The following is a 21,468-nucleotide window of genomic DNA, read 5'->3' as shown; positions in this document are numbered from 1 at the left end:
CCACAAACAGCCCTTCAACGAACACACCCGTCTGGGCACACCGCATGGCCGCCGCTTGACGAATTGGGGCCCTGGGATGTCTAGTCCGAGAGGACGAAGAACCCAGCTCGGCGCGCTACTTCAGCGCTGACGGCCGCGACGTCGCGGTTCCGGAGGGGCGCCTGACCTTCAATGAGACCACCCGGCACCTAACCTACGTCGACGGCTCGAGTCGTTGCTGACAGTGAAGTGGAGCCAGATCATTCGCGATCGGACATGAGCAGGGCGATCATGTTTTAACGTCCGGGCAATAGTGTTGGGTCGCAACGCCAATGAAGTTTTCACACGGCGGTCAGCCCCGCCGTCCGGCCCGTTCGGCGAATGCGTCGAGTGCAGCGAGCACTGCAGGAGAACGCCACACGCGGTTGCGGGGGCCGCTGGTCGTCTCGACGAGGATTCCCGCCTCGGTGAGCGGGTTGAGGTAGCGGTGAGCGTTGGTGGACTCGATGCCCAGCTCGTGCGCGAGTAGGGCAGCGTTGACGACCGGGCGGCGGGTCAACAAATCAGCGACCTTCCACACCGCCGAGTCGGACCGCGCGGTGATCACGTCGTTCCAGGTTTCGCGGATATCGCGAATGTCGGCGATCAGCTGACGCCCGTTCGCGATAGCCAGGACGCTGGCCTGTGAGAAGCGCTCGACAATCGGCGCGGCGTCACCGTCGCGGTAGGTAGTCAGCGCGGCGAAGTATGCGCCCGTGTCGGCCAGCAGCCCGGCCGAGACCGGCACCGTCACCTGGCGGGTCAAGCCTTTGTTGCGCAGCATGGCTTGTACTAGTGCGCGGCCCGTGCGTCCGTTCCCGTCGGTGAAGGGGTGAATGGTTTCGAACTGTGCATGGGCCACCGCGATCTGCGGCAGTGCGGGAACGTCGGCGCGCTGCGCGAAGGCGATCAAGTCGTCAATCGCGCCGGGGACCAGCTCGTGGCGCGGGCCGACGAATGTCGCGCCGATGGGGGTGGAGCCGCCGCCGATCCACACTGGCGCGGTACGGAATTCGCCTGGTGTATGGCGTGGCTCGGTGGCCATCAACGCGCGGTGCATCGCCAGGATGGCGTCGGCGTCAACAGTGTCGGACAGGGCGACCGCTGCTTGCATCGCAGCGGTGTTGGCGACGATCATCTGAGCGTTGCGCTTGGCCCTGCCGCCGGGCAGCTCGGCCTCGGCGATAGCGCGGGCTGATGCGGTCAGGTTCTCGATCTGTGAGCTGGCGGCGGACTCTGACCGCAGCAACACGGCGGCAAGCGGCGCGATTTCGCCTCCGAGTTCCGCGTCGAAGCGCGTGACCTCGCGGCTGGCGGATTCGGCTTCTGCGAGCATGGACGGCGGCAGGTCCAGGATCAGCTCGGCAATGTTGGCCGGCACGGCAGGGTGGTAGGTGCCGTACTTCGGCAGCGCCGCGCTCGCGTACCGCGTCCCCTGTGGTTCCCAACGAACGTCCTCGTAGGTGATGGGGCGAAGTGAAGTCATTGCTGCAGTCTAACCTCACTTATACGACTAAGTGAGGTTAATAGCGCCGGGTGACTTCACTTAGCGCAGCCGCGCCCGAGCCGGGGGGGCGATGTGAAGTCATTGCTTCGGGTTAGCCTCACTTATGTGGTTAAGTGAAGTTAACGGGTGTCCGTTGACTTCACTTAGGGCAGCCCGTGCCTGTGCCCGACGTGGGTCAGCTGCGGCATGTCGAACCGGCCCCCAAGGACCGGCTGGCCGGGCGGGCGAGCCCAGGCCGTGCCCATCAGCGACACCGGTTCCCACTCAGCGTGGGTGCCCCGCAACGAGTAGCCGTACGGGCCAGGGCGACCACTCGCCGGAGAGTCATTTTGTCCTAGCTAGTTCGCCGCCTCCTGGGGAGGCTCTGGAAGCCAGAGGTTCTGACCATTGCCATCGTCTTGGCAGACCAAGTTTTGCCCCGCCGAAGAAAATCCATTGTCTCCTAGACTGCTTGCCGAGCAGAACACACCTTCGCGGAGGGGGAGCCAGCGATTCTTTCCGCTGCCATCGTCTTGGCAGACTAAGTTTTCACCTGCGCGAGAAACCCCTCTGACGCCCAGACTGCTCGACGAGCAGAACGTGCTGCGTTTCGTCAAGTGGTTTGGCCCCACTGATCTGCATGAATTTTGGCCCCATGTGGCGGTGTTCGGTTCTTGATCGTTGGTGGCTGGTTCGGCAGCGGCGAGGTGCGTTGCGTGTTGGTGTGCGGTGTCGAGTTCGGCGGCGGTGTGCTGCGCGTGTTCGATGGCGTGTTGCAGGCTGCTGGTCAGGGCGTGCATCGTCGGGGCGAGGTCGGGCTGCGGCGCGAGTGAGTCGAGGGTCAGCCTGCCGGTTTGGTGCTGGTGTGCCAGCCAGCGGGTGAGCTGGGCGAGCAACTGCGGGAGCATGCCGGTCATGTGTGCCAGGGTGGCGATGATCGCGGCGGTGTCGGCGGGATAGACGAGGTCGTCACCGCCCGGGTGGGTGCGGTGGTTGAGCTGGTAGATGGCGTGCGCGGCCCGGTCGGCCAGTTGGCCGGCGGTGAGGTGCTCGGTGGTTGTGGTTGTGTCTGGCATCAGAACACCGGTTCGTCGTCGTTGCGGCTCAGCAGCGCGCTGAGTTGGTCGAGGCCGACCCGCAGGCCGGTGAGGTCGTAGCCGTGTTTGGTCAGCAGCGGATCGAGTTGGTCTTGCTCGAGGTCGATCCAGTCGCGCAGGCAGCTCAGCAGGTCGGCGAATTCGGCGGCGTCGCCGCTGTTGATGGTGATGTCGGGCATGGTCGTTTTTCCTTTCGCTGGTCAGGGGGTGTTCTTGGTTCGACGGGTCTTGCTGGTGCGTAGCCGGTAGGACTGGGTGCCGGTCTCGAGGATGTGGGCGTTGAAGGTGATTCGGTCCACGATCGCGGCGACCAGGCGCGGATCGGCGACGACGGTTCCCCACTCGCTGAAGGGGAGGTTGGTGCCGATGGCGATGCTGGCGCGTTCCTCTCGTTCGGTGATGATCTGGAACAGCAGTTCGGCTCCGCGGGTGTCGATTTGGACGTAGCCCAGCTCGTCGAGCAGCAGCAGGTCCAGGCGGGCGTATCGACCAACGACGCGGGATAGTTGCCGGTCGTCGGCGGCCTCGACGAGTTCGTTGACGAGCTGTGCGGTGGTCACGTAGCGGACCCGGCGGCCTTGTTCGCAGGCCGCCAGTCCCAGGCCGATGAGCAGATGTGTTTTGCCGGTCCCGGAGTCGCCGAGCAGCACCAGCGGTTGCCCGTTGTCGATCCAGGCGCCGCCGGCCAAAGTGGCCAGCTGCGCGGCGCTGACCGATGCCACGGCGTCGGTGTTGAACTCGGCGAGCCGTTTGAGGCGAGGGAATTTCGCTTCGCTGATGCGCCGAGCGCGGCGCCGATCGTTGCGGTCGTCGACTTCGGCGGTGAGGACTTCGGCGAGGAAGCCCAGGTGGGTTTGACGTTCCCGCACGGCGATCTCGGCCAGGCGGGTGGCTTCGTCGCGGACGGTGGGCAGATGCAGTTCGCGGGCCGCGGCACCGATGGCGGCTTGGGCGGCGTCCTGGGTTCGAGCACTCATGGTGCGCTCTGGATCGTGGCGTTGGTGCTCAGCAGGTCGTCGTAGCCGGTCAGCGTTGGGGCGGGCCGGTCGTAGCGCGCCAGCGCACCGATCGGGATGACCGGCGCGAGCGCGCCGCCGGCGTGGCGGCGGGCGTCGATCAGCACGGCCTGCGGGTCCAGCGTGGCGGCGTCGACTGCTTTGTCCATCGCGGCGATCATCGCGGTGGCGGGCAGGCTGCGGTGGGCGAGCAGGACTTCGATCAACGCCCGGGTGCCCGCCTGGTCGCCGCGTTCGCGGCGGGCGGCGTCCCAATACCGTTGGTGGGTAACGGTAAACGCCCCACACGCTTTGGCTTGGGCCAGCGCGGTCGCCCCCGGTAGCGCACCCGGTTTGATCTTGAGGACTTCCAGGTAGTGATCCAAGACGAGGACCTGGGCGTATTTGGTGGCCGCCCGCTCATGGGCGGCCACCACCTGCGCGCCGTCGAGGATCTCGACCCGGCTCGCCGACAGCCGTACCGCCAGGCGCCGCCCGGCGTAGCGCACCGGCACCGAGTAGTAGCACTGCCGCACGCAGACCCGGGCCCGGGTATCGACCCGGGCTTGCAGCAGCCGGGCCGCATCGAAGCGCTCATCGGGCAGCGGTGACAGATGCGCGCGTTCGGCGTCAAACGCCGCCGCGATGCTGACCGGCCGCCCGGTGATCACCCGGGCGTCATCAGCCCAATCGGCGGCAGCGATCACCTCGTTGAGTTCAGCCAACGACGCTACCTTGGGCACCGGAACCAGGTGTCGGCGGCGGAACCTGCCGATCTCACCTTCCACGCCGCCCTTCTCGTGCGCTCCTTGTTTGCCCGGGATGCAAAAGAACCCGTCGAAGCCGTAATGGCTGCGCAGGGCGATGAATCGTTCTGATTCGGCCCGGTCCCGGCCACGCAGCACCCGCACCACCGCGGGCTTGAGGTTGTCGTAGCGGATCCGGGCCGGCACCGCACCGAAATGCTCGAAGGCAAGCACGTGTCCTTCCAGGAACGCTTCTTGGGCCTGGGTGGCAAACCCCACGTGGAAAGCCTTGCCCGAGTGCGACAGGCGCATCACGAACATCCACACCTTGACCAACACCCCGGCGATGGTGGCGAAAAACTCGCCGAAGTCGACCTCGGCCTCAGCGCCCGGGGCGTGGGTCTGGGGCACCATCACCTCGACCCGGTCCAGACCCAGCTCGCTTTTGCGGTGGGCGACATACCGCGACACCGTCACCTCGGCCACCTGCGCGCCATGCTCAGCGACCAGCCGTTGCCAGACCCGACGCGCGGTATGGCGCTGCTTGCGCGGCACCTTGTGATCGCCCAGCAGCCAGGAATCGATCACCTCGACATACGGGTCGATCGCCGGGCGCGGCCGCCGCCCGTAGGCCTTCCGCGGCGGCGGAACCGCCGAGGCCAACGCCTGGCGCACCGAGCGCCGATGCACCCGATGCCGCTGAGCCAACTCGCGGATCGACAGCTCCTCGACCCGCCTGTCACGCCTGATCTGTTCGAACAGTTCCACCTTCGACCGTGCCATTCCCGAACCTCCACGCCGATGACGACTGACGTGGAAATCGCATCCCGGGTGGGGCCAATATTCGCGACGACACGCTGAGCCCACCGCCCAGCGGATCACCGCCCAGGTGGAGCCAAAATTCATGCAGAAAAACGACCCAACTGGGGCCAACTCAGGTGATCACACGCAACGTGCCTTTGCGAACGGCATTGGTCGAACCATTTGGGTCGGCATTAGCTACACCTGCTAGTAGTGCGCTTGTGGCTGCAAGGCCGATGATTGGCCAGGTGAGTCGGCGGATCATGCGCGTTCCTCCCTCCACTGGCGGGATAAACGGCCTGCTCTGTAGCGACGTGTTCCACCCCTTGTGGATAGGGGATCAGATTAACGGTTGCCGCAACGGTTACTTGCCTTTTTCAGCGTCCGCCCGAACGTGATCAGTTCCTGCGGTGGCTTCGGGACACCTGGTGCCGCGCGGTGTTGACACGCACCGCAGACGGGGTGATCGGCACCCGCTGGATTTGCGTAGGCGTGAGCACACGCCGCGACACGTCAATCCCTCCCTGACCAGCTCGCATGTCTGGAACCATCCAGCAAACTGACCTGGGGCAACGGGATCAAGCGCAGATCAAGCGGGCGATCCGCGAAAACGCTCTGAACTGCAAGAATGCTAGTGCCCCCGGCAGTGCCCCCGGCAGGATTCGAACCTGACGAGACGTGCGGCGTGGCTGGTTTCTCTAACTGCGGTTTCTGCGCCTTTACCTGCGGATTAGGCACTTTTCCCACTCCGACAGTATAGGACACTGCCGGACATATCGGTACACTCAAGTTGTGCAAATCTTGTGCGGAAGTCTGACCGGTGGCGCGTAGTCGCCGCGGCTTCGGCCGTATCCGGCAGGAACGCTCGGGCCGCTACAGCGCCGCCTACATCGGCCCCGACACGAAGCTTCACCGTGCCCCCAGAACCTACGCCAGCGAGTCCGACGCCGAAGGCTGGCTTGCCATCGAGCGCCGCAAAATCGATCTCGGCACGTGGGGAGCGGTCGAACGCTCCGACGGCATCACCTTGCGCGCCTACGCGGCCCGCTGGATCGAGCAGCGCCAGTTGCGCCCACGCACGCGCTCACACTACGAGTCCATGTTGGAGCGGCTGATTCTGCCCGAGTTGGGCGACGCGAAGATTGTCACCCTGACACCGGCCAAGGTCCGCGAATGGCATGGCGCCCTCGGTTCTGGGCATCCGACCCGCAACGCGCACGCCTATGCGCTGCTGCACGCCATCTGCGCGACCGCCGTTCAGGACGAAGTGCTCGACGCCAACCCGTGCCGCATCCGCGCGGCGATGCAAACCAAGCGCCGCCGCGAAGTGGACATCCTGACGCCGGCCGAAGTGGACAAGCTGGCCGCCAAGATGCCCGCGCAGCTGCGCGCCAGCGTGGTCATGGCCGCATGGTGCGGGTTGCGCTGGGGTGAGACCTCCGAGCTCCGCCGCAAAGATGTCAGCAGCGATTGCGCCGTTCTGCACGTGCGTCGGGCCGTCACCTACCGCAACGGCAACTTCTATCCCGGAGAGCCGAAAACCGCGGCCGGCGTGCGAGATGTGGCAGTGCCGCCCCACATACGGCCAATCATCAAGTCGCACATAAAGAATCACGTCGGCCGCGCTGCCGATTCGCTGCTGTTCCCAGACGAGGACGGAAACCATCTGCGCGCTGACCTGTACCGGACTCACTGGGAGAAGGCCCGCGCAGCTATCGGCAAACCGAACCTGAGAGTCCACGACCTGCGCCACGTCGGCGCGGTGCTCGCCGCCCAATCCGGTGCCACCACAGCAGAATTGATGCACCGTCTCGGGCACACCACCCCACAAATGGCGCTGAAATACCAGCACGTCGCCGAGGGGCGCGACGCCGAAATTGCGGAACGCCTCTCGCGTCTCGCCAAAAAGTCAACGGAGACAACGTGAACGATAAACCTGACCTGTCATGGTTGACCGAAGAAGCCATGCACGAAGTCGACGCCTACCTCGATGCCCAACTTGCCGCAATTGACGCATTGAGAAGCAAGGCGTCCTACGTAGACCACGAAATCTATTGTACTGGTTGTCATTCCAAAATAATCGAAGTGATTCCGCTCAAGCTCCCCGACGGCACCGACGTTCGTGTGATCCGCTTAGCCTCCCTCGACCGGCTTCCTCGGGGTCTTCCCGACCCCGGGGATTTGCCTCCTGGTGAGCATGGGCGCCTGGCGGCGGCCGCCAGCGCAGAACGTAAAGCATCGAAGCGGCGCGGGAAGTGGGGGCGTTCGGAGCCGTTCATTGAGGGCATGTTTGACCCGACCGAACCGGTTTGGGCCGCTTGCGATTGCCGCACTGATGAATATCTGTTCACGGTCGGTGGCATCTTTGGCCGCGAAGGCCGCAAGTCCACCGTGTCGCCGCCGCCGGGACACGCCGAACAGTGACAGGTCCGTACCTTAGCGGACACGACTGTTATCGTGGGTACCGTCCGCGGGAGACCCGCGAATAGCTCGGATCTGGGCGCCCGAGCCGACCCTTTAAAGGAGGGCGGCTCACCGTGCCCAAGAACAAACCTCAACTTCGACTGGCCAGCATCCCCGTCGCAGCGGCGACGGCCGATGTTTGCACCCGCACCATTCGGCGCTACATCGCCCAAGGCCGCATACAGGGATACCGTGTCGGCCCGCGGCTGATCAAGGTCGATCTGAACGAGCTGGAAAACGCGCTGCTGCAGCCGGTCGGCGGTGGTGCTGCATGACCGAACGAAAAAGGCCGGTCCCCCCACAGGACCGACCCTCTCCAACCACCACAACTGCCCAGAATTCTAACGGATACCGCCGTCAAGACGGTTACGCCGCCCCGACCGCCGAGGACCGGCGCGAGGCCGCGGTACTGGCAGAGACTTACGCGCTCGGATACCGGCTCAGTGTCCGGTGTGTCGACTGCCATCGGCCTCTGGCTGACCCAGTCTCGGTGATCCATCATCGCGGCCCGACCTGCCGGGCACGAGCGGCGGCGGCCGATGTCTAGGACGATTGAATCGCAACAGGTCTCCTGGTGGTCAGTTCACGAGCACGTGCGGCCGTTTCTGGATCGGGTCGATTCGTGGCCGCTGGTCGGCTCTCCGGCGTGGTGCGCGCTCCCCGATGGGCCAGTGAAACTGGCCGCATTGCTCGATGCTGCCCAGCACTGGGCGCTAAGGCTGGACAGCCGCCAGGAGGCGATGTCCGAGGCATCGAAGGCCCTGTCCGCGGCTGCCGACTGGAAAGACGTTGAGCGGCAGACCCGTAACCGTCGCGACGTCTACATTCCGCGGTCGGTGATCTAGTGACTACCATCGATCGCTCGGACGAACTGCGCGAATGGTATGCCGAGGATGACCCCGACGGCGCCCAGGTACTCGACGATCTTGAAAAGTGGTTCGGGCGCTTCATCAAGGTGACGTTCGGCGGAGACCTCGCGCTGCTGGCGTTGTGGACCGTGCACACGCATCTCGCCGCCGAACTGTATACGACTCCGCGGTTGCAACTAGATTCCATCATGCCCGAGAGCGGGAAAACGACCGCACTGGATCACCTAAACCGGCTGTGCTTCAACCCGATTCAGATGGCAAGTACGCCATCACCTGCCCTGATTCCGCGCTTACTCGAACGCGAGATGCGGACTTTGTTGTTCGACGAGGTGGACCGCACGCTGCGCCCAGACGGTCCAGGAACGCCTGACCTGCTCGCGATCATCAACAGCGGCTACCGCGTCGGGGCCACCAGGCCGGTGTTGGTGCCCATCAAGGGCGGCGGCTGGGAAGCAAGCGAGATGCCCACGCACGCACCCGTAGCCATAGCCGGCAATGCCCCGGTCCTCGCAGATGACACACGGTCTCGCTGCATCCGGCTCCTGCTCATGCCCGACACGGATGGGTCGATCGAGGACAGCGATTGGGAGCACATCGAGGACGAGGCGCGTGCGCTTCACGATAGGGTCGCTCGATTCGCCGACCACGTACGCGACCAGATCAAAGGTCTCCCCGTCGATCTGCCGCCGAACTGCATCGCCCGCACCAAGGAGAAGTGGCGCCCACTCAAGCGTGTTGCAGTCGTCGCCGGGGGACGCTGGCCGGCTGTCGCCGATGAACTCATACGCCGAAGCCTCGATGAAGATGCAGCGGAACGGGATGCGGGTTTACGGAATCAGCCGCCCGCCGTGGTGCTGATGACAGACTTGCATTCCGTTTTCTCCGACCACGACGAGCTGGTACCGACGCGCGAACTCGTCGCCAAGCTCATCGGACACAATCCCGACTACTGGGGAGTGCAAAGTAGCTATGGCAAGGCACTAACCGAGCACCGGTTCGGCAAACTCGTTTCCCAGGCGTCGAAGGTCACTTCCCAGCGCCCGGGTGGACGCGGGCCAAGGGGATTCTTCCGGTCACAATTCGAACCGGTGTGGCGCCGACTCCGAATCGGTGCACCCCCATCTGAAACCGGTGCAACTGGTTATACCGGTGAAACCGGTGCAGATTCCTGCGGAAACAACCAGATGCACCGCAATAACCGCTTGCACCGATCCGAAACCCACCCCCTCGGAAACGGTGCAGAAAGTGGCTTCACACCGCCGGATGGACCTGACCGCTGCAGTGGGTGCCATTGGCACGTGCCGACGATGGGACACAAGCCAAGCTGCCCAGCAAACCAGAGCGGTGCATCGTGAAGCGCGCGAAGGTATTGCAAACTCGTCCGCTGCGCGACGGCCACCAATTCGTCGAACTCACCTGCGACTGGTGCGGCCGGTCGCACTGGTACATGGACCCGGGGCATCTGGTCTATTGCCTGGACCTGGCCAACAGGCCGTCAGAAGTCGTCGGGCTCGGGAGTCCGGTGCGATGACGGCGCCGTGGGTTGAGTTGACGGCAGCGATCCTGCGCGGCGTCCCAGCACTACCGGGTGCACTGTGCCGCGGGCATTCAGACACATTCGACGCCGGGCCATCCGACGACGACACGGCAGAGCGCATCCAGTTCGCCATCAGCGCATGCCACCGCTGCCCGGCACTAGCGGCTTGCCGTGCATGGGCCGACGAGTTGCCACACAACGGCGTTCACGGCGTCGTCGCTGGGCAGCATCGGCCATGGGTGTCGCACCCGAGCGAGCACAGGAAGCGCAAGGCGGTGTCGGCGTGACCGAAACCGACTTGCAGTGTGCTTATCGCTGTGCGGCTGAAGTCGTGCGCCGGCGCCGGCTGACTGGCGAGCCTATTCCGCCGTGGTTGAACCGCTATTACGTGCAGCTCGACACCAAAATCCGAATGTCCGCACGCGGACAGCAAAACTCGCTCAACACCGACCAGTCCGACACACTCAGCAGTATGGAAGTCGCGCAACTGATCGGGCGCAACGACAGGTGGGTCCGTCGCCACCGCGATGAACTCGGCGGCATCCAGCAGGGCGACCGCTGGCGCTTCCCACGCACAGCCGTCGAGCACTGGAAGGAAACACATTGAGTGACAACGACCCTGAGCGGCAGCAAGCCCAGCTCGAGGACTACGCCAGCCGGATGAACGACGAAGACTGGACCGCGTTCACCGCGCGCGTCCGACCGCCCAACAGCGCCGAGCAGTTGAAGGAAGTTGCCGCGCAAATACTGTCGGGAAGCCAGCTCGATGCGTGGCTCTCCGGCATCGACCCGGCAAAGTTCATCGACACGGACGGTCAGGTCGATGAGCAGCGCGTCATGGGTAGTCTGACCGCGCTATTCGGGGTGCAGCACGACCAGCCCGGCGGCCAGCAGCGTTCGAGCTGGGGCCAGCACGGCGGCCAACCACCAGGCGCGCTACCGGGGGCTGCGGGCCGTGCCGAAGCCGAGAAACGATTCGGCAAGAAACAAACCGGATCATCTACCGCAACGACTCAGAGCGGACCCGGTGCCGTCGGCCGAGCAGCAGCACAAAAGAGATTCGGAACAGGAGCACAGAAGTGAATCAGTTTCTTGCAGCCGCCTACGATCAGTTGCCCGGCTACCGGACCGCGCTGGATATCGCCGACCAGGCCCGCACCTTCATCAGCGAACTAGCACGGCCGGAGCCGATCGACCCGGCAGACGACCCTCTGAACGGCGGCAGCTTCACCGAGTGGCCGCGCCGCGTCCTCGCACACCGCTCAGCCATCGCAATAGCTGAGCAAGAGCGCGCAATCCTGGTCGACGTCCAACAGCGCGCCACCGCGGCCGCCCGCACCTGCGCCGTACAGAACATCGACGCACTACTCACACACCTGAACACCCAATTGATGGCACTCCTCGACGACGCTAAGGCGATCGTCGACCAGCTCGGCGGCGCAACGACACCCGAGGAAGCCGTCGCCAACGACGCTGGCCCCCAATGGAAAACCCTGGGTGAGCTGGCAAACGACTACGCCACGCTACGCGACGCACAACGCGAAGTCATGTACCTGGCCCCAGCGGATGTCAACATGGGCGCCCGCCGCGCCAACGGCCGCGGCGACGACCACGCCTCAAGGTTGTTCCTACGCAACATCAGCGCCGTCTGGCCCGACTGGCAGCGACCCGACCACACCGCTGCAATCCGCATCGACGGCAGCCAACCGCGGCTCGAACCATGGCCCGAACACGAATACAGCGCACAGATGCTCGCGTGGCTGGTCACATCCGCCGCCGAGCCGTGGGTACCGACGCTCCGTGAATTGCAGCAGCAACGCGAGCAGCGCCGCCGCGACGCCAACCCGAACCCGACAGTCATTGAAGGCATCCGATCCGCCCCGCTCAACGCACCGCTGGGCGACTACGACCGCGTCATCCGCAAGATCACCGCCCGAAAGGAAACCACCAATGTCCGCTGACGCTTTCGATTCCAGCCCGAGCGACCTGCCGCCGCTGACGAAGAACGTCGTCGCGGCCGCCCGCTTCGCCACAACCGCAGGCCCCATCGCATCCGAGCCAGCACTACGCGCCATCTTCAACGCGCTCGCCGACCTCGAGCGCCGCGTCATCGCGCTCGAAAGCAAGTAACCCGCAATGCTTGGGTCGGCGGCGCTGCACTTCCGATCTCCTCATCGCTGGACCCTGGGCGCCGTGGACACGCCCGCGACCACCAGCACGCGCGCCGCCGGCCCAACCCCAACCAGGGAGATGACGACCTAATGCCACGCGCACCACGTCGTTGCCCAGGCGACAACGGCAACTGCACCACACTGATCGCAGCCGGAACGAAGTACTGCGACGACCACAACTGCAACTGGCCGACCGAGCGCACCATGTCCAGCCAGATCACCTCAACATCGCAATGGAAGCGCATCCGCCGCGACATCCTCGACCGCGACGGCCACCGCTGCCAAATCCACTACCCGGGGATCTGCACCGGGAAGGCCACCACCGTCGACAAGATCCAACCAGCCTCGCGCAGACCAGACCTCGCGCTCGACCCGACGAACCTGCGCGGGGCCTGTGCCCCATGCAACGACCACAAAGCACGCACCACCGACAAACAGCGAGCGTGAACGGGAAAGTGTTTGCTACAGCAGCATCACCGCAGTTCAAACGCCTAGACGGGGGTGCCACCACCCCGGCCCCGGGCATATCGCCGCGCCTTCGCTTTCTGCGAATTCGGACGGCCGCACGCATTCCGGCTGAATCGCGTAGTGGCGCCGAGCGGGCGGAATTGGAGTCGACGGGCCGGATTCCGAGTCGCGTGATTGAGCAGGGGAAGGAGTTGACGATGGCGGGAGAGAAGACAACCTGTCCGACCTGCGGAAACAAGTTCATTGGCGGTGCTCGGGCTGTGTATTGTTCGGCGCGGTGTCGGCAGCAGGCGCGTCGTCAGCGGTCGCGCCGTGAGTGTGACAGTGACCGTGACAACTGTGACACCGGAACTGTCACAGTCACTTCGCCAGTCGCCGAGGGCGGCCATAGCGCCGAAGCGTTGGAGTTGCTGCGCTGGCTCGATGAGGAGTTGGCCGAGAACAGCGCGGATCGCGGGCTGGTTGATCCGCTGAGTTGGTCGGCGGCCGAGCGGGCGGTGTTGGAGCCCATCGCTCGGAATGTGGATCGGCAGGTGGATTTGTGGCGGCGCTGGTGCGCGAGTGATGACGACAAGGTGCGCGTGAAATTGTCCGCCGAACTCAGGCTGTTGGAGGCCAGCTTGCCGCGGTTGTTGCGTCACGTGGAGACGGATTTGCCGCAGCCGCGGTCGCGGGCGTCGGAGAAGGCTTCGAGGGCGGCGCGGACGAGATGGAGTCGGCAGCATGGCGCGTTCTAGGCGTGCTACCGGCGCGCTCGGTGTGCACGTTGCGGGAGTTTTCGAGAAGGTGCTGCGGCGCCAGTGTGAGATGGAGGCGCAGCCGGACCGGGGCCTGCTTCACGTGGAGTTGGACCGGGCGCAGCGGGATTCGGTTGAGGACCAAGCCGCCTTGGACGCTGAGCGTCTGTTTGAGGAGCGGCTGAAGTCCGGCGACCCGGTGACGGCGCCTAAGTGGATGCTCGGCGGCCACAGCGTGCCGGTGCCGAAAGACCTTGAGATATTCCGGGACCGGTCGGTGCGTTCGTACCGCGTCTATCCCAACGACCGTATCGAAATCGCGGAACGGTACGACGACTCGCCAGCGGACTGGCAGTGACGGTGCACGTTTCGTTCGTCTGCCGCTATAACCGGGGGCGTTCGCCGCTGGCCGCGGCCATGTTCACCGAGCAGTTGCGGCAGCGCGGCTTGGCGGACGCGGTGCGGGTGTCCAGCGCCGGCACGTGCCCGCTTGTCGGCGGCCGTATGGATGCTCTCGCGGCGCGGCTGCTCGTAGAGCGCGGCTACCCGATGCCGGATCATCGGGCCGCGGCGATCGGCGCCCAGGTGCTCGGCGCCGACGTGGTGGTCGCGCTCGGTCGTGAGCATGTGGGCCAGCTCCAAGCGCACGGCGTCGCCGATGACCGGCTGCACTATGTCGAGGTCCGCAATCCTTCATCGGCAAGCGATTTCGTCGAGGCGTTCGACCGCATCTCGGCCGCGCTGCCGTCGCTGCATCGGCTGGTGGATGAGCACCTGGCGCGGACACACAGCGTCGAGGGTTGGCGCTTTTGGATTGTGCGCCCCGGCGAGGATCTGCTGCGGAATCCGGTGGCGCCGGGATCGTGGTCGAAGGCAGCCCAGATAGCCCTGTGTCGCCGCGACTCGGCGCACCAGCCGCCAGCGCCGGGTTGCATTTGTGGTGTTTATGCGGACCGAACCTGGGCGGCGGTATCGGCTCGGGCATCGGCGTACAAGAGCCAGGTCGCAGGGTGGGCGTCGGTCCTGGGCGTGGCCGCGCAACCGGCCTACGTCGCCGGCCGCGTGCGCCTCAATGGGGCCGTGCCGTACAGCGACCCGCTGTTGCCGAAGTTCGATGACCTCGGCGTTGAGTGGCGCGCCGCTTCGGGCGAAATCCTCGAGCTGTACATCGTGGCCGCGGGATGCGATCAGCGGGTCGGCGAGCTGCTGGCGGCTAGGTACGGGGTTCCGATGTCTACGTGTAGTTACGCTGCCCCGTGATCAGCGCCCGAATCCCGGCCAGTCCGTGTTGAGATCGAAAACAGCGCCAGCCGAAGTGCCACTTTTTGTTTGGTGAACCTCGCCGGTATCACGCGCTGTAAAAGTGGCGAACGGCAGTGTGGCATTGATCGACCTTTCGGCCCATGGGTTGACCCAAAGAGTCGGCATTTGCGCCGATACGCGCCAAGGATAGATATTTTCACCGTCGAGTACCGCGGAAACGCGCGCCCCGCGTTTCGGGGGGCCTTGACGCCAATAACCGTCGCGCCTGCGAACGGCGCGCACAGATTCGGGTTGCCCTTCGTAGTATTCGATTGCTCGTGACCCGAACAACGCTTCGGCCACTTCATCTTGCTCGAGGAACCCTGAGGTGTTGAGGACGGCGACGACCAACGGCTTGTCCGGCTGCCCATAGTGTCCGCCTTTGCGACTGACGAGGTCACGGTAGCGGACCGTGTCGTTGTTGATGGATCCTCCGGTCATTGGATAACTCCCGATGAGACGGCTTGTTTCCCCGCGACTTTCGGGCTTCACTGGAAATGCACCGTATTCGATGATCCATCCCCGCACGCGGAGCACTAACGCTGGGATACCCATCCCTGCGTCGATCTGCTCTGCGACTTCGTCCGGGTCCAGAGATGAAAGCCAGGATTCGAGTGGCTGAACAATCTCAGACGCCTTAGGTCTTTGCGTTCCGCTTTGGTGAATCTCGATGTCCACCATAAAGTTTGGGTCGCGAGCCTGATTTGTGGCTTCAAAGATCCATGATCGTTCGCCGCTGCCTTGGCCTTTCACCGGTCCAAGACCTGATAGGAAAATAACGCATTCGACGTACATGCTGACCCCGTCACGGATCACCAGGAAGTCTGGTTGCCGGCTCGTGTTTTCCAGTACCGGGTGGATAGCTACTTGGTAGCCGAGGCGGCGAAACAGCGTGTAGGTATACAGCTCCCACCAGGCGCCGATGTGTTGGATGTTGTCGTCGTCTTGGAATCGGCTTCGCAGATCCGCCTGCGCGGCCACTGGATATTCAGTGAACCAGTCCTCAATAAGGTTGCGGACCAATCCCCAGTCGGGCCGTGCTGCGCGGTTGAGAAAGCGATACGAGCTTTCGGTGTCGGACGCGGGTGCTAGATTTGTCCGTTCGAAGTCATCGAAAATGCGAGACATGCGCCTAAGCCGTCCGTGTCACGAGCACCCGATATTGTGCGCATTGATCGGCAGTGAGCAATCCCCAGCCACGCTCCCACCCAGCGGTGGGTTGTTCGCGGTCCCGTAGGGCAGCCAGGGCTGGTACTGCGTGCACGGGTAGTACACGGTGTAGTTCTGGCCGAGGAACTGGCAGCAGCCGGGACCGCCGAATGGTTGGCAGCCTGGTTCGGCGTGGGCTGATGCGGGATCGAACGCGCCGAAGCCGTAGGCGGACAGCAGAAGCGCAGCAGCGGCGAGTATGCGTTTCATCATGGTCTCCAATCGGCCGTGTTCAGGCGTTGCCGCCGCAGCCGCTCGGCGGTGCGGGGCTGTTGTCAGGGTTGACGCATTCTGGTTTGTGCGCCCAGTTCCCGCCACCCCACGAACCGCCGGTGCCGAGGATTTGATGCCAGCGGGTGCCGTCTGGGTAGGGCGCGCCGTCGCACCATCCGAATCCGAACGCGCCGCCCTGGCCGCCGGCGCAGTTGCCGTGCTGCCGGTCCGGGATATGGGGGTCCTGCCAAGGTGGCGGCGGATCCGCGTGTGCTGCGGGCGTGGCGCCGAAGGCTGCGCAGGCGGTTATTGCTGCGGCGACGAATAGTCGTTTCATCTTCTCTCCAAGATGTTGCTCAGTCCGCTTGGAAGCCCGATAAGCAGGCAGTGTCTCTCTGCAGGTATTCGCTCGCGGCGAAAACAGCCGTTCCCGTTGAAAGGTGCGGCCGGTCATCGTCTGGTCCGTATCGGCCTGGTGAGCATCGGGGTGGTCGGCCAATCGGTCAGGACGTGCCGCACCGATACCGGAGCCGTCCGCGGCTTCGGCGGTGGGTTGAGCGGCGCCGGTAGCAGCGGGTGCGGAGCGAAGATGGCCCGGGCCATCAGTGTGCGGTGTTCCCAGTCGGCTCGGGCCGCGATGGCTGCCCGCTTCCGATTCCTGCGGTCGACCCAGCCGGCCGCGGCGACGATCAGCAGCGGGATGAAGAACCACGGGAAGGCCAAGATCACACCGACGAGGGTGTACATGGTCGGCAACGCGATGACCGCGACGGCGGCCGGGTGACGGTCCACCCAGCCGCCGCGCGAACAGCGCGACTCATAGCCACAGCGCGGACACGCGTGGCTAACCACGGACCCACCGTTGCACTTCGGCCGCCGCGTTGAGCAACGCTCGAGCCAGCTCTTGGGCCTGATCGGCCGATAGTTCAGAGCCGTGGTGGAAATGAACGTCGATCGTCGGCGCGTCCTGGCCGTTGTCGACGCTGCCATCCGCGAGTTGCACTCCGCAGGTGCGTACTTCGGCGATCACTTCGGCGGCGCCATTCAGCACGGCGCGATCAGGGCCGCGGAAGCAGCGACACTCGTTGTCCCAGGATGCCCAAGCGTCGTCGTCGGTGACTGCGCCAGGCGGCAGTGCAACCTCGGGCCGCGGGTTGGTGCTCGTGCTCATCGTGTCACCTGCCGGTCTATCTCGGCGGCAGCTTCGAGCAGCACGGCGGCCAGCTCGCGGGCCTGGTCGCTGTTGAGGTGGTCACCGATCACGACTACCTCGTACTCATCGATGCGCCCATCGGCGTGCTGGCAGGCATTCATCGACGCGCGGGCGTCGCTGTCGGTGACCTGGTGGCGCAGGAATGTGACCGTGCGCCACGGCTGGGCGTCGATGTCTTCCCATCGGTCAGCTTCTACCGTGCCGACTGGCAGCGCGACGTTAGGGGACCTGTTTGGTGTGGTGGTAGTCATGACTTCACCCACCCGTCGATCACGTCGGCGGCTTCTGAAAAGGCCACGATCGCCGAGTCAAATTCGTTCATCTGGTCAACCTCGGCTGCCGCGTCAGCGAGTGCTTCGGCGAGTTTGCGGGCCTGGGCGGTCGTGAGAACGTCGTCGCCTTCGCGGATCTGGCAACGCACCAAACGCTCCGGGAATCCATTCGCGAGTTGGGTGCCCTCGATGCGCACCTCGATCGGGTCGCCGCGCAGGCGCTCGACGCGGCGGACTGTGCCGTCGAAGATGCGGGACGGCAGCTGGCGCCCGGTGACCTCGGCCGACTCCCAGTTGAACACTCGGGAGGCGCCGGCAGGCATCGGGACGGCGGCCATCTCGGGGCAGTCGGGGACATGCCGGCCGATGCCGCCGCAGCATGCGCGGGTTTCGGAGTCGACCGGGTGCGGGTTGGTTGTGGTGGCTGTCATGGTGGTGCCTTCCTGCGTGGGGAAGTCCACCGTCACTCCAGGCACCGACAAGCTGTCGCGGGATGGTGAGGTCGTCATATACGGGCTCCGTTCTGCTCGGAGCCACGCCGATGTTGCGCGAATATTGCGCGGGATTGCATCTGCGCTGGTCAGATGGTGCCCCCGGCAGGATTCGAACCTGCGACACCGGCTTTAGGAGAGCCGTGCTCTATCCCCTGAGCTACGAGGGCGCGGACGGCATTCTCAGACGTCCTGGTGCCGCTTCGGACGGTCGAATCGCCGTCCGGATGGGGCGGATGTGAGTCTAGCCCCCATCCGTCCCAAGGCCCGAGACGCGCCGCTCACACCGGCGGGTAGGCCGGCGGGTAGGCCGGCGGGGGACAACCACCGCGCAGCATCCAGGCGAACCAGTCCACCGCGTACTCGATCTCGTCAGAGGCGTCGTAGTCGGGATCGGGATCCACTCGAGCAGCCCTTTCCGTGTGCGCCGACCGTGATGGGCGCGGTGTCGCCGGTGATCACCGCGCCGCGGCGGCTACTGCCATTTGATGTCGTCGTTCGGCGGCGCAGGCTCGTCCCGCTGCGCCGTGGGGCTGGTGTCGATCATCACCTCTTGCCAGTGGTGAGGGCTGTAGAGGCGAATGTCGTTGCCGCTGCTGATCATCAGGACTCCGCCATTCAGTATCTCGTAGTCGACGTCGGGGAACTCGGCGTCCTCGTCGCGACCCTTGATCTGTACCCACAGCTTCATAGCGGGAGCGCCCTTTGCATCAGTCCGTCTCTTCGATGATGTGCATCGCGGCTTCCTCGGCCGATGCCGCGCCGCCGCTGATGCCGACGTCTTCGGCAACCATGTCCGACTCGGTGTCTGCGCCGAAGCCGTGGTCCGGTGCTACGAGCCGGCCGGCCCGCTCGCGACCGACTTCGCGCCGCTGGGGGAATTCGGCATCGCGCTCGGCGTCATCGGAGCGCTGCCGCTCCGCCTCGTCGAGCAGCAGGTCGACCCGTGAGGCCGGATCCGGTTCTTCCTCGGCGAGGAGCTGATCCATGCTCTCGCCGGGGCCGAAGGCGCCGCGTCCGTAAGGGTGTTCGGGCGGCGAGTAGCCCTCGTCGAGCACATCGTCGACACCGCGGTCGACGAGGGTGTCCTCCGGCTGGAGCTGGTTGTCGTCCTCGGCGCTGTATTCGCCTGGCGCCGGGCCGGTTTCATAATGAGTGCTCATTGTCGACTGTCCAGATCCTCGCTGGTCGGTGGTTATTCGCCTTGACTCACCATAGAAATCGCGATGTCGCCGGGCCTAGGGCCATTCGTCCCTTGGGTCGAAGCCGTTGGACCAGTCAACGGTGGGGCGGTCTGGCGTGACGTCGTGCGGCTGACAAGGGACTTTCGGCCCCTCGGCCCCCGACCTGGGCGGTGCGATGGTTGATGTCGACCCACCCGGGTACGGACACGGACGGCGAGGAAGGGATGCCCGATGACCGTTTTGCGAATCGTGCCCGGCAGCGCGAACCCGGGCCTGGCGCAAGCCGTCGCCAACCACCTGGGTATCGATGCCGACGGGTGCACGCTGCAGCGGTTCGCCGACGGAGAGCTACGTCCCCAGATTGAAAATGTGTGCGGCGCAGACGTTTACATCGTCCAGCCGACGTCACCGCCGGTCAACGAGCATCTGGTCGAATTGCTGTTGCTGGTCGACGCGTGCCGCCGGTCGCGCGCAGGACGGGTGACCGCGGTGGTGCCGTACTTCGGCTACGCGCGCCAGGATCGCCGCACCGCGCCGGGGCAGGCCCTCGGCTCGGCCGTGGTCGCCGGCGCGATCGCCGCCGCGGGCGCCGACCGGCTCGTCGTCGTCGATCCGCACACCCCGTCCCTGGAAGCGGTGTGCCGGATCCCGGCGGAAACACTGTCGGCCGTCCCCGCCCTGGCCGGCGCGCTGGCCGGCCACCTGCCCGACGGCACGGTGGTGGTTGCCCCCGACCTGGGTGCGGTCAAGCTGGCCGAGCGGTACGCGGCGGTGCTGCGCGGACCCGTGGCCGTGGTGCGCAAACAGCGCGAAGCCGGCTCGGCCGTTGCCGCCCTGGACGTCGCCGGTGACGTGCGCGGCCGCCCGGCGGTGATCGTCGACGACATGATCACCACCGGGGCCACCATCGAAGCCGCCGTCGAGTTGCTGCGCGCGCGGGGCGCCGCACCGGACATCGTCGTCGCCGCCACGCACGGGCTTTTCGTCCACGCCGCCGCCGACCGGCTCCAGCAACTCGGTCTGCGCCGCGTGCTGGTCACCGACAGCGTGGCGGTCAAGAACACCGGCGCGACGATCGAGATCACGTCGTTGGCGCCGACGATCGCCGACGCCATCGCGTGTTTGCACGCCGACAAGCCGCTACGTTGATTCAGCCGGTTTGCACCGTGATGTGCTTCTCGGCCGACGCCGCGGCTTTCTGCTCGGGGACGGCGACGTCCACGGTCAGGATGCCCTTGTCGTAGGTGGCTTTGATGGCGTCCTCATCCGCGCCGGCCGGCAAGGTGATCGACCGGGTGAGCGAGCCGTAGCAGAACTCCGAGCGGCCCTTGGCCTCCTTCTTCTCGGTTCGCTCCGCCTTGATCGTCAGCTGGCCGTGGTGCACGGTGATGTCGATGTCCTTGGCCGGGTCGATGCCGGGCAGTTCGGCGTGCAACAGGTAGTGGCCGTCCTCCAGCTCTTCCTCGAGCCGGATCAGGTGGCCGGAGCGCAGGCCCGCCCACGACGGCATGCCGGTGCGCAGCTCCGACCAGAAATCGGACCAGTCCGGCAGCCACGAGCGCGGTTGGTTTCGGGCAGGGAGATCGTTCACGACCCCTCCTCGGTTTCGGTTTGCTGTTGACGTGCCATCGATCCTTGGACGACGTGCCGTCAGCCGGTAGGGACCGAAGTCCCCTCCGCGGCCGCAATTCGGCCCGGACGGGCTGGCGCCCAGTGTCTTCGGCCCGCCGGCCGGTAGCGGGTCTCGGATCAGGCGAGCCATTCCAGTTCGTCGGCTGCCTCGTTCAGTGCGGCCGCCAGTTCCCGGGCCGCCGGCGCGTCGAGCGCGTCCAGGTGGCGGGTGTGCATGGTGATCCACCGCCGCGTCGAGCCGTCGGCCTCCTGCCGGCCGCAGATCTCCACGCGGGCCAGCCCCCCTCGGCGCATGGTGCCCTTGAAGTCGCGGAACCAGTTGCCGTCACGTTGCCAGCCGAACATGCGCACGGCGCCCGTGGGCGGTGCCACCTGGTCCAACGGTGAGGCCGCGGTCTCGTTGTCGGCCGCCCACTGCCGCGCCATCTCCAGCAGCGTGTGCGGCTCGTCGTGTTCGAGGCGCTCCAGCTGGGCGATCTGCGCCGCGGTGAGCTGGCCGGCCACGTCGCGCCAAGTCTGCGTAGTGCTCTCAGATGCGGTCATAGTGTGCAGTCTGCGCAGACC

32 protein-coding genes and 1 tRNA gene are annotated in these 21,468 nt (G+C 65.5%); 15 read left to right on the top strand and 18 right to left on the bottom strand.

What is annotated here, in order from left to right; genetic code table 11:
• Nucleotides 1-331: 331 nt before the first annotated feature.
• From ACJ512_RS24665 to istA, 5 genes are all read right to left on the bottom strand, one after another.
• On the bottom strand, nt 332-1,504 hold the full coding sequence (locus tag ACJ512_RS24665) for a Fic family protein (protein WP_407689767.1): 1,173 nt from the start codon (nt 1,502-1,504) through the stop codon (nt 332-334).
• 359 nt (nt 1,505-1,863) lie between these two features.
• The gene (locus ACJ512_RS24660; protein ID WP_461479871.1) at nt 1,864-2,580 is read right to left on the bottom strand and encodes a hypothetical protein; all 717 of its coding nucleotides are present in this window, start codon (nt 2,578-2,580) and stop codon (nt 1,864-1,866) included.
• Nucleotides 2,580-2,780 (bottom strand): hypothetical protein, encoded by a 201-nt coding sequence (locus ACJ512_RS24655; RefSeq protein ID WP_407689841.1) that lies wholly within the window; start codon nt 2,778-2,780, stop codon nt 2,580-2,582. Before ACJ512_RS24655 ends, ACJ512_RS24660 begins: the two co-directional genes overlap by 1 nt.
• 21 nt (nt 2,781-2,801) lie before the next feature.
• Nucleotides 2,802-3,578, bottom strand: a complete 777-nt coding sequence (istB, locus tag ACJ512_RS24650; protein WP_461479870.1) for an IS21-like element helper ATPase IstB — start codon at nt 3,576-3,578, stop codon at nt 2,802-2,804.
• Entirely contained in the window at nt 3,575-5,125 is a 1,551-nt protein-coding gene (gene istA, locus ACJ512_RS24645; RefSeq protein WP_461479869.1) for an IS21 family transposase, read from the bottom strand. Before istA ends, istB begins: the two co-directional genes overlap by 4 nt.
• A gap of 838 nt (nt 5,126-5,963) precedes the next feature.
• On the opposite strand from istA, the gene ACJ512_RS24640 reads away from it, so the two are divergent.
• The 14 genes from ACJ512_RS24640 to ACJ512_RS24575 all read left to right on the top strand — a co-directional run bounded on the left by ACJ512_RS24640 (nt 5,964) and on the right by ACJ512_RS24575 (nt 14,648).
• Nucleotides 5,964-7,070: a tyrosine-type recombinase/integrase gene (locus tag ACJ512_RS24640; protein WP_407689361.1), complete on the top strand. Its 1,107-nt coding sequence runs from the start codon at nt 5,964-5,966 to the stop codon at nt 7,068-7,070.
• Nucleotides 7,067-7,567, top strand: coding sequence for a hypothetical protein (locus ACJ512_RS24635; protein ID WP_407689362.1), 501 nt, complete (start codon nt 7,067-7,069; stop codon nt 7,565-7,567). The genes ACJ512_RS24640 and ACJ512_RS24635 overlap by 4 nt, the downstream gene beginning before the upstream one ends.
• A 113-nt stretch (nt 7,568-7,680) precedes the next feature.
• The gene (locus tag ACJ512_RS24630; RefSeq protein WP_407689363.1) at nt 7,681-7,881 is read left to right on the top strand and encodes a DNA-binding protein; all 201 of its coding nucleotides are present in this window, start codon (nt 7,681-7,683) and stop codon (nt 7,879-7,881) included.
• Nucleotides 7,882-8,145: 264 nt separating this feature from the next.
• Nucleotides 8,146-8,451 (top strand): DUF2742 domain-containing protein, encoded by a 306-nt coding sequence (locus tag ACJ512_RS24625; protein ID WP_407689364.1) that lies wholly within the window; start codon nt 8,146-8,148, stop codon nt 8,449-8,451.
• Entirely contained in the window at nt 8,451-9,830 is a 1,380-nt protein-coding gene (locus ACJ512_RS24620; RefSeq protein ID WP_407689365.1) for a DUF3631 domain-containing protein, read from the top strand. The genes ACJ512_RS24625 and ACJ512_RS24620 overlap by 1 nt, the downstream gene beginning before the upstream one ends.
• The gene (locus ACJ512_RS24615) at nt 9,827-10,006 is read left to right on the top strand and encodes a hypothetical protein (RefSeq protein ID WP_407689366.1); all 180 of its coding nucleotides are present in this window, start codon (nt 9,827-9,829) and stop codon (nt 10,004-10,006) included. The genes ACJ512_RS24620 and ACJ512_RS24615 overlap by 4 nt, the downstream gene beginning before the upstream one ends.
• Nucleotides 10,007-10,295: 289 nt before the next feature.
• Entirely contained in the window at nt 10,296-10,619 is a 324-nt protein-coding gene (locus ACJ512_RS24610) for a helix-turn-helix domain-containing protein (RefSeq protein ID WP_407689367.1), read from the top strand.
• Nucleotides 10,616-11,095: a hypothetical protein gene (locus ACJ512_RS24605; RefSeq protein ID WP_407689368.1), complete on the top strand. Its 480-nt coding sequence runs from the start codon at nt 10,616-10,618 to the stop codon at nt 11,093-11,095. The genes ACJ512_RS24610 and ACJ512_RS24605 overlap by 4 nt, the downstream gene beginning before the upstream one ends.
• Before the next feature lie 29 nt (nt 11,096-11,124).
• Nucleotides 11,125-11,973, top strand: a complete 849-nt coding sequence (locus ACJ512_RS24600; RefSeq protein ID WP_461479845.1) for a hypothetical protein — start codon at nt 11,125-11,127, stop codon at nt 11,971-11,973.
• Nucleotides 11,963-12,142 carry a hypothetical protein gene (locus ACJ512_RS24595; RefSeq protein ID WP_407689370.1) on the top strand — a complete coding sequence of 60 codons (180 nt, stop codon included), beginning with the start codon at nt 11,963-11,965 and terminating at the stop codon, nt 12,140-12,142. Before ACJ512_RS24600 ends, ACJ512_RS24595 begins: the two co-directional genes overlap by 11 nt.
• 131 nt (nt 12,143-12,273) lie before the next feature.
• Complete coding sequence (locus tag ACJ512_RS24590; RefSeq protein ID WP_461479844.1) at nt 12,274-12,630, top strand: HNH endonuclease; 357 nt, start codon at nt 12,274-12,276, stop codon at nt 12,628-12,630.
• A 218-nt stretch (nt 12,631-12,848) separates the two neighbouring features.
• Nucleotides 12,849-13,388 carry a hypothetical protein gene (locus ACJ512_RS24585; RefSeq protein WP_461479843.1) on the top strand — a complete coding sequence of 180 codons (540 nt, stop codon included), beginning with the start codon at nt 12,849-12,851 and terminating at the stop codon, nt 13,386-13,388.
• 70 nt (nt 13,389-13,458) lie between these two features.
• Nucleotides 13,459-13,746, top strand: a complete 288-nt coding sequence (locus ACJ512_RS24580) for a hypothetical protein (protein WP_461479842.1) — start codon at nt 13,459-13,461, stop codon at nt 13,744-13,746.
• Between the two features lie 59 nt (nt 13,747-13,805).
• Nucleotides 13,806-14,648 carry an arsenate reductase/protein-tyrosine-phosphatase family protein gene (locus tag ACJ512_RS24575; RefSeq protein WP_461479841.1) on the top strand — a complete coding sequence of 281 codons (843 nt, stop codon included), beginning with the start codon at nt 13,806-13,808 and terminating at the stop codon, nt 14,646-14,648.
• Here ACJ512_RS24575 and ACJ512_RS24570 read toward each other — a convergent pair whose 3' ends face one another.
• From ACJ512_RS24570 to ACJ512_RS24520, 11 genes are all read right to left on the bottom strand, one after another.
• Nucleotides 14,649-15,818: a hemin-binding protein gene (locus ACJ512_RS24570; protein ID WP_407689718.1), complete on the bottom strand. Its 1,170-nt coding sequence runs from the start codon at nt 15,816-15,818 to the stop codon at nt 14,649-14,651. It lies immediately after the preceding gene.
• An 18-nt stretch (nt 15,819-15,836) separates the two neighbouring features.
• Entirely contained in the window at nt 15,837-16,121 is a 285-nt protein-coding gene (locus ACJ512_RS24565) for a hypothetical protein (RefSeq protein WP_461479840.1), read from the bottom strand.
• 10 nt (nt 16,122-16,131) lie between these two features.
• On the bottom strand, nt 16,132-16,566 hold the full coding sequence (locus ACJ512_RS24560; RefSeq protein WP_407689720.1) for a hypothetical protein: 435 nt from the start codon (nt 16,564-16,566) through the stop codon (nt 16,132-16,134).
• Complete coding sequence (locus ACJ512_RS24555) at nt 16,563-16,904, bottom strand: hypothetical protein (protein WP_407689721.1); 342 nt, start codon at nt 16,902-16,904, stop codon at nt 16,563-16,565. Before ACJ512_RS24555 ends, ACJ512_RS24560 begins: the two co-directional genes overlap by 4 nt.
• Before the next feature lie 52 nt (nt 16,905-16,956).
• Nucleotides 16,957-17,283 carry a hypothetical protein gene (locus ACJ512_RS24550; RefSeq protein WP_407689722.1) on the bottom strand — a complete coding sequence of 109 codons (327 nt, stop codon included), beginning with the start codon at nt 17,281-17,283 and terminating at the stop codon, nt 16,957-16,959.
• Complete coding sequence (locus tag ACJ512_RS24545) at nt 17,280-17,588, bottom strand: hypothetical protein (RefSeq protein WP_461479839.1); 309 nt, start codon at nt 17,586-17,588, stop codon at nt 17,280-17,282. Before ACJ512_RS24545 ends, ACJ512_RS24550 begins: the two co-directional genes overlap by 4 nt.
• Entirely contained in the window at nt 17,573-18,106 is a 534-nt protein-coding gene (locus tag ACJ512_RS24540) for a hypothetical protein (protein WP_407689724.1), read from the bottom strand. Before ACJ512_RS24540 ends, ACJ512_RS24545 begins: the two co-directional genes overlap by 16 nt.
• 76 nt (nt 18,107-18,182) lie before the next feature.
• Nucleotides 18,183-18,258, bottom strand: a tRNA-Arg gene (locus ACJ512_RS24535).
• Between the two features lie 111 nt (nt 18,259-18,369).
• The gene (locus ACJ512_RS24530) at nt 18,370-18,492 is read right to left on the bottom strand and encodes a hypothetical protein (RefSeq protein ID WP_407685013.1); all 123 of its coding nucleotides are present in this window, start codon (nt 18,490-18,492) and stop codon (nt 18,370-18,372) included.
• Between the two features lie 71 nt (nt 18,493-18,563).
• On the bottom strand, nt 18,564-18,779 hold the full coding sequence (locus ACJ512_RS24525) for a hypothetical protein (protein ID WP_407685014.1): 216 nt from the start codon (nt 18,777-18,779) through the stop codon (nt 18,564-18,566).
• Between the two features lie 19 nt (nt 18,780-18,798).
• Nucleotides 18,799-19,251 carry a DUF5709 domain-containing protein gene (locus ACJ512_RS24520; protein ID WP_407685015.1) on the bottom strand — a complete coding sequence of 151 codons (453 nt, stop codon included), beginning with the start codon at nt 19,249-19,251 and terminating at the stop codon, nt 18,799-18,801.
• A gap of 252 nt (nt 19,252-19,503) precedes the next feature.
• Here ACJ512_RS24520 and ACJ512_RS24515 point away from each other — a divergent pair, with 252 nt between their 5' ends.
• Nucleotides 19,504-20,421 (top strand): ribose-phosphate diphosphokinase, encoded by a 918-nt coding sequence (locus ACJ512_RS24515; protein ID WP_407685016.1) that lies wholly within the window; start codon nt 19,504-19,506, stop codon nt 20,419-20,421.
• Between the two features lies 1 nt (nt 20,422).
• Here the strand turns inward: ACJ512_RS24515 and ACJ512_RS24510 are convergent, their stop codons facing one another.
• Complete coding sequence (locus ACJ512_RS24510; RefSeq protein WP_407685017.1) at nt 20,423-20,863, bottom strand: Hsp20/alpha crystallin family protein; 441 nt, start codon at nt 20,861-20,863, stop codon at nt 20,423-20,425.
• Nucleotides 20,864-21,021: 158 nt separating this feature from the next.
• A complete protein-coding gene (locus ACJ512_RS24505) occupies nt 21,022-21,447 on the bottom strand; it encodes a hypothetical protein (protein WP_407685018.1) in 426 nt (141 codons plus the stop codon).
• Nucleotides 21,448-21,468 lie beyond the last annotated feature (21 nt).

The organism is Mycobacterium cajalii (assembly GCF_045809005.2).
In the GTDB taxonomy this organism is placed as follows: Bacteria; Actinomycetota; Actinomycetes; order Mycobacteriales; family Mycobacteriaceae; genus Mycobacterium.
The sequence above is the reverse complement of the archived record's forward strand: the minus strand, read 5'-3'. Positions and strand labels throughout refer to the sequence as shown.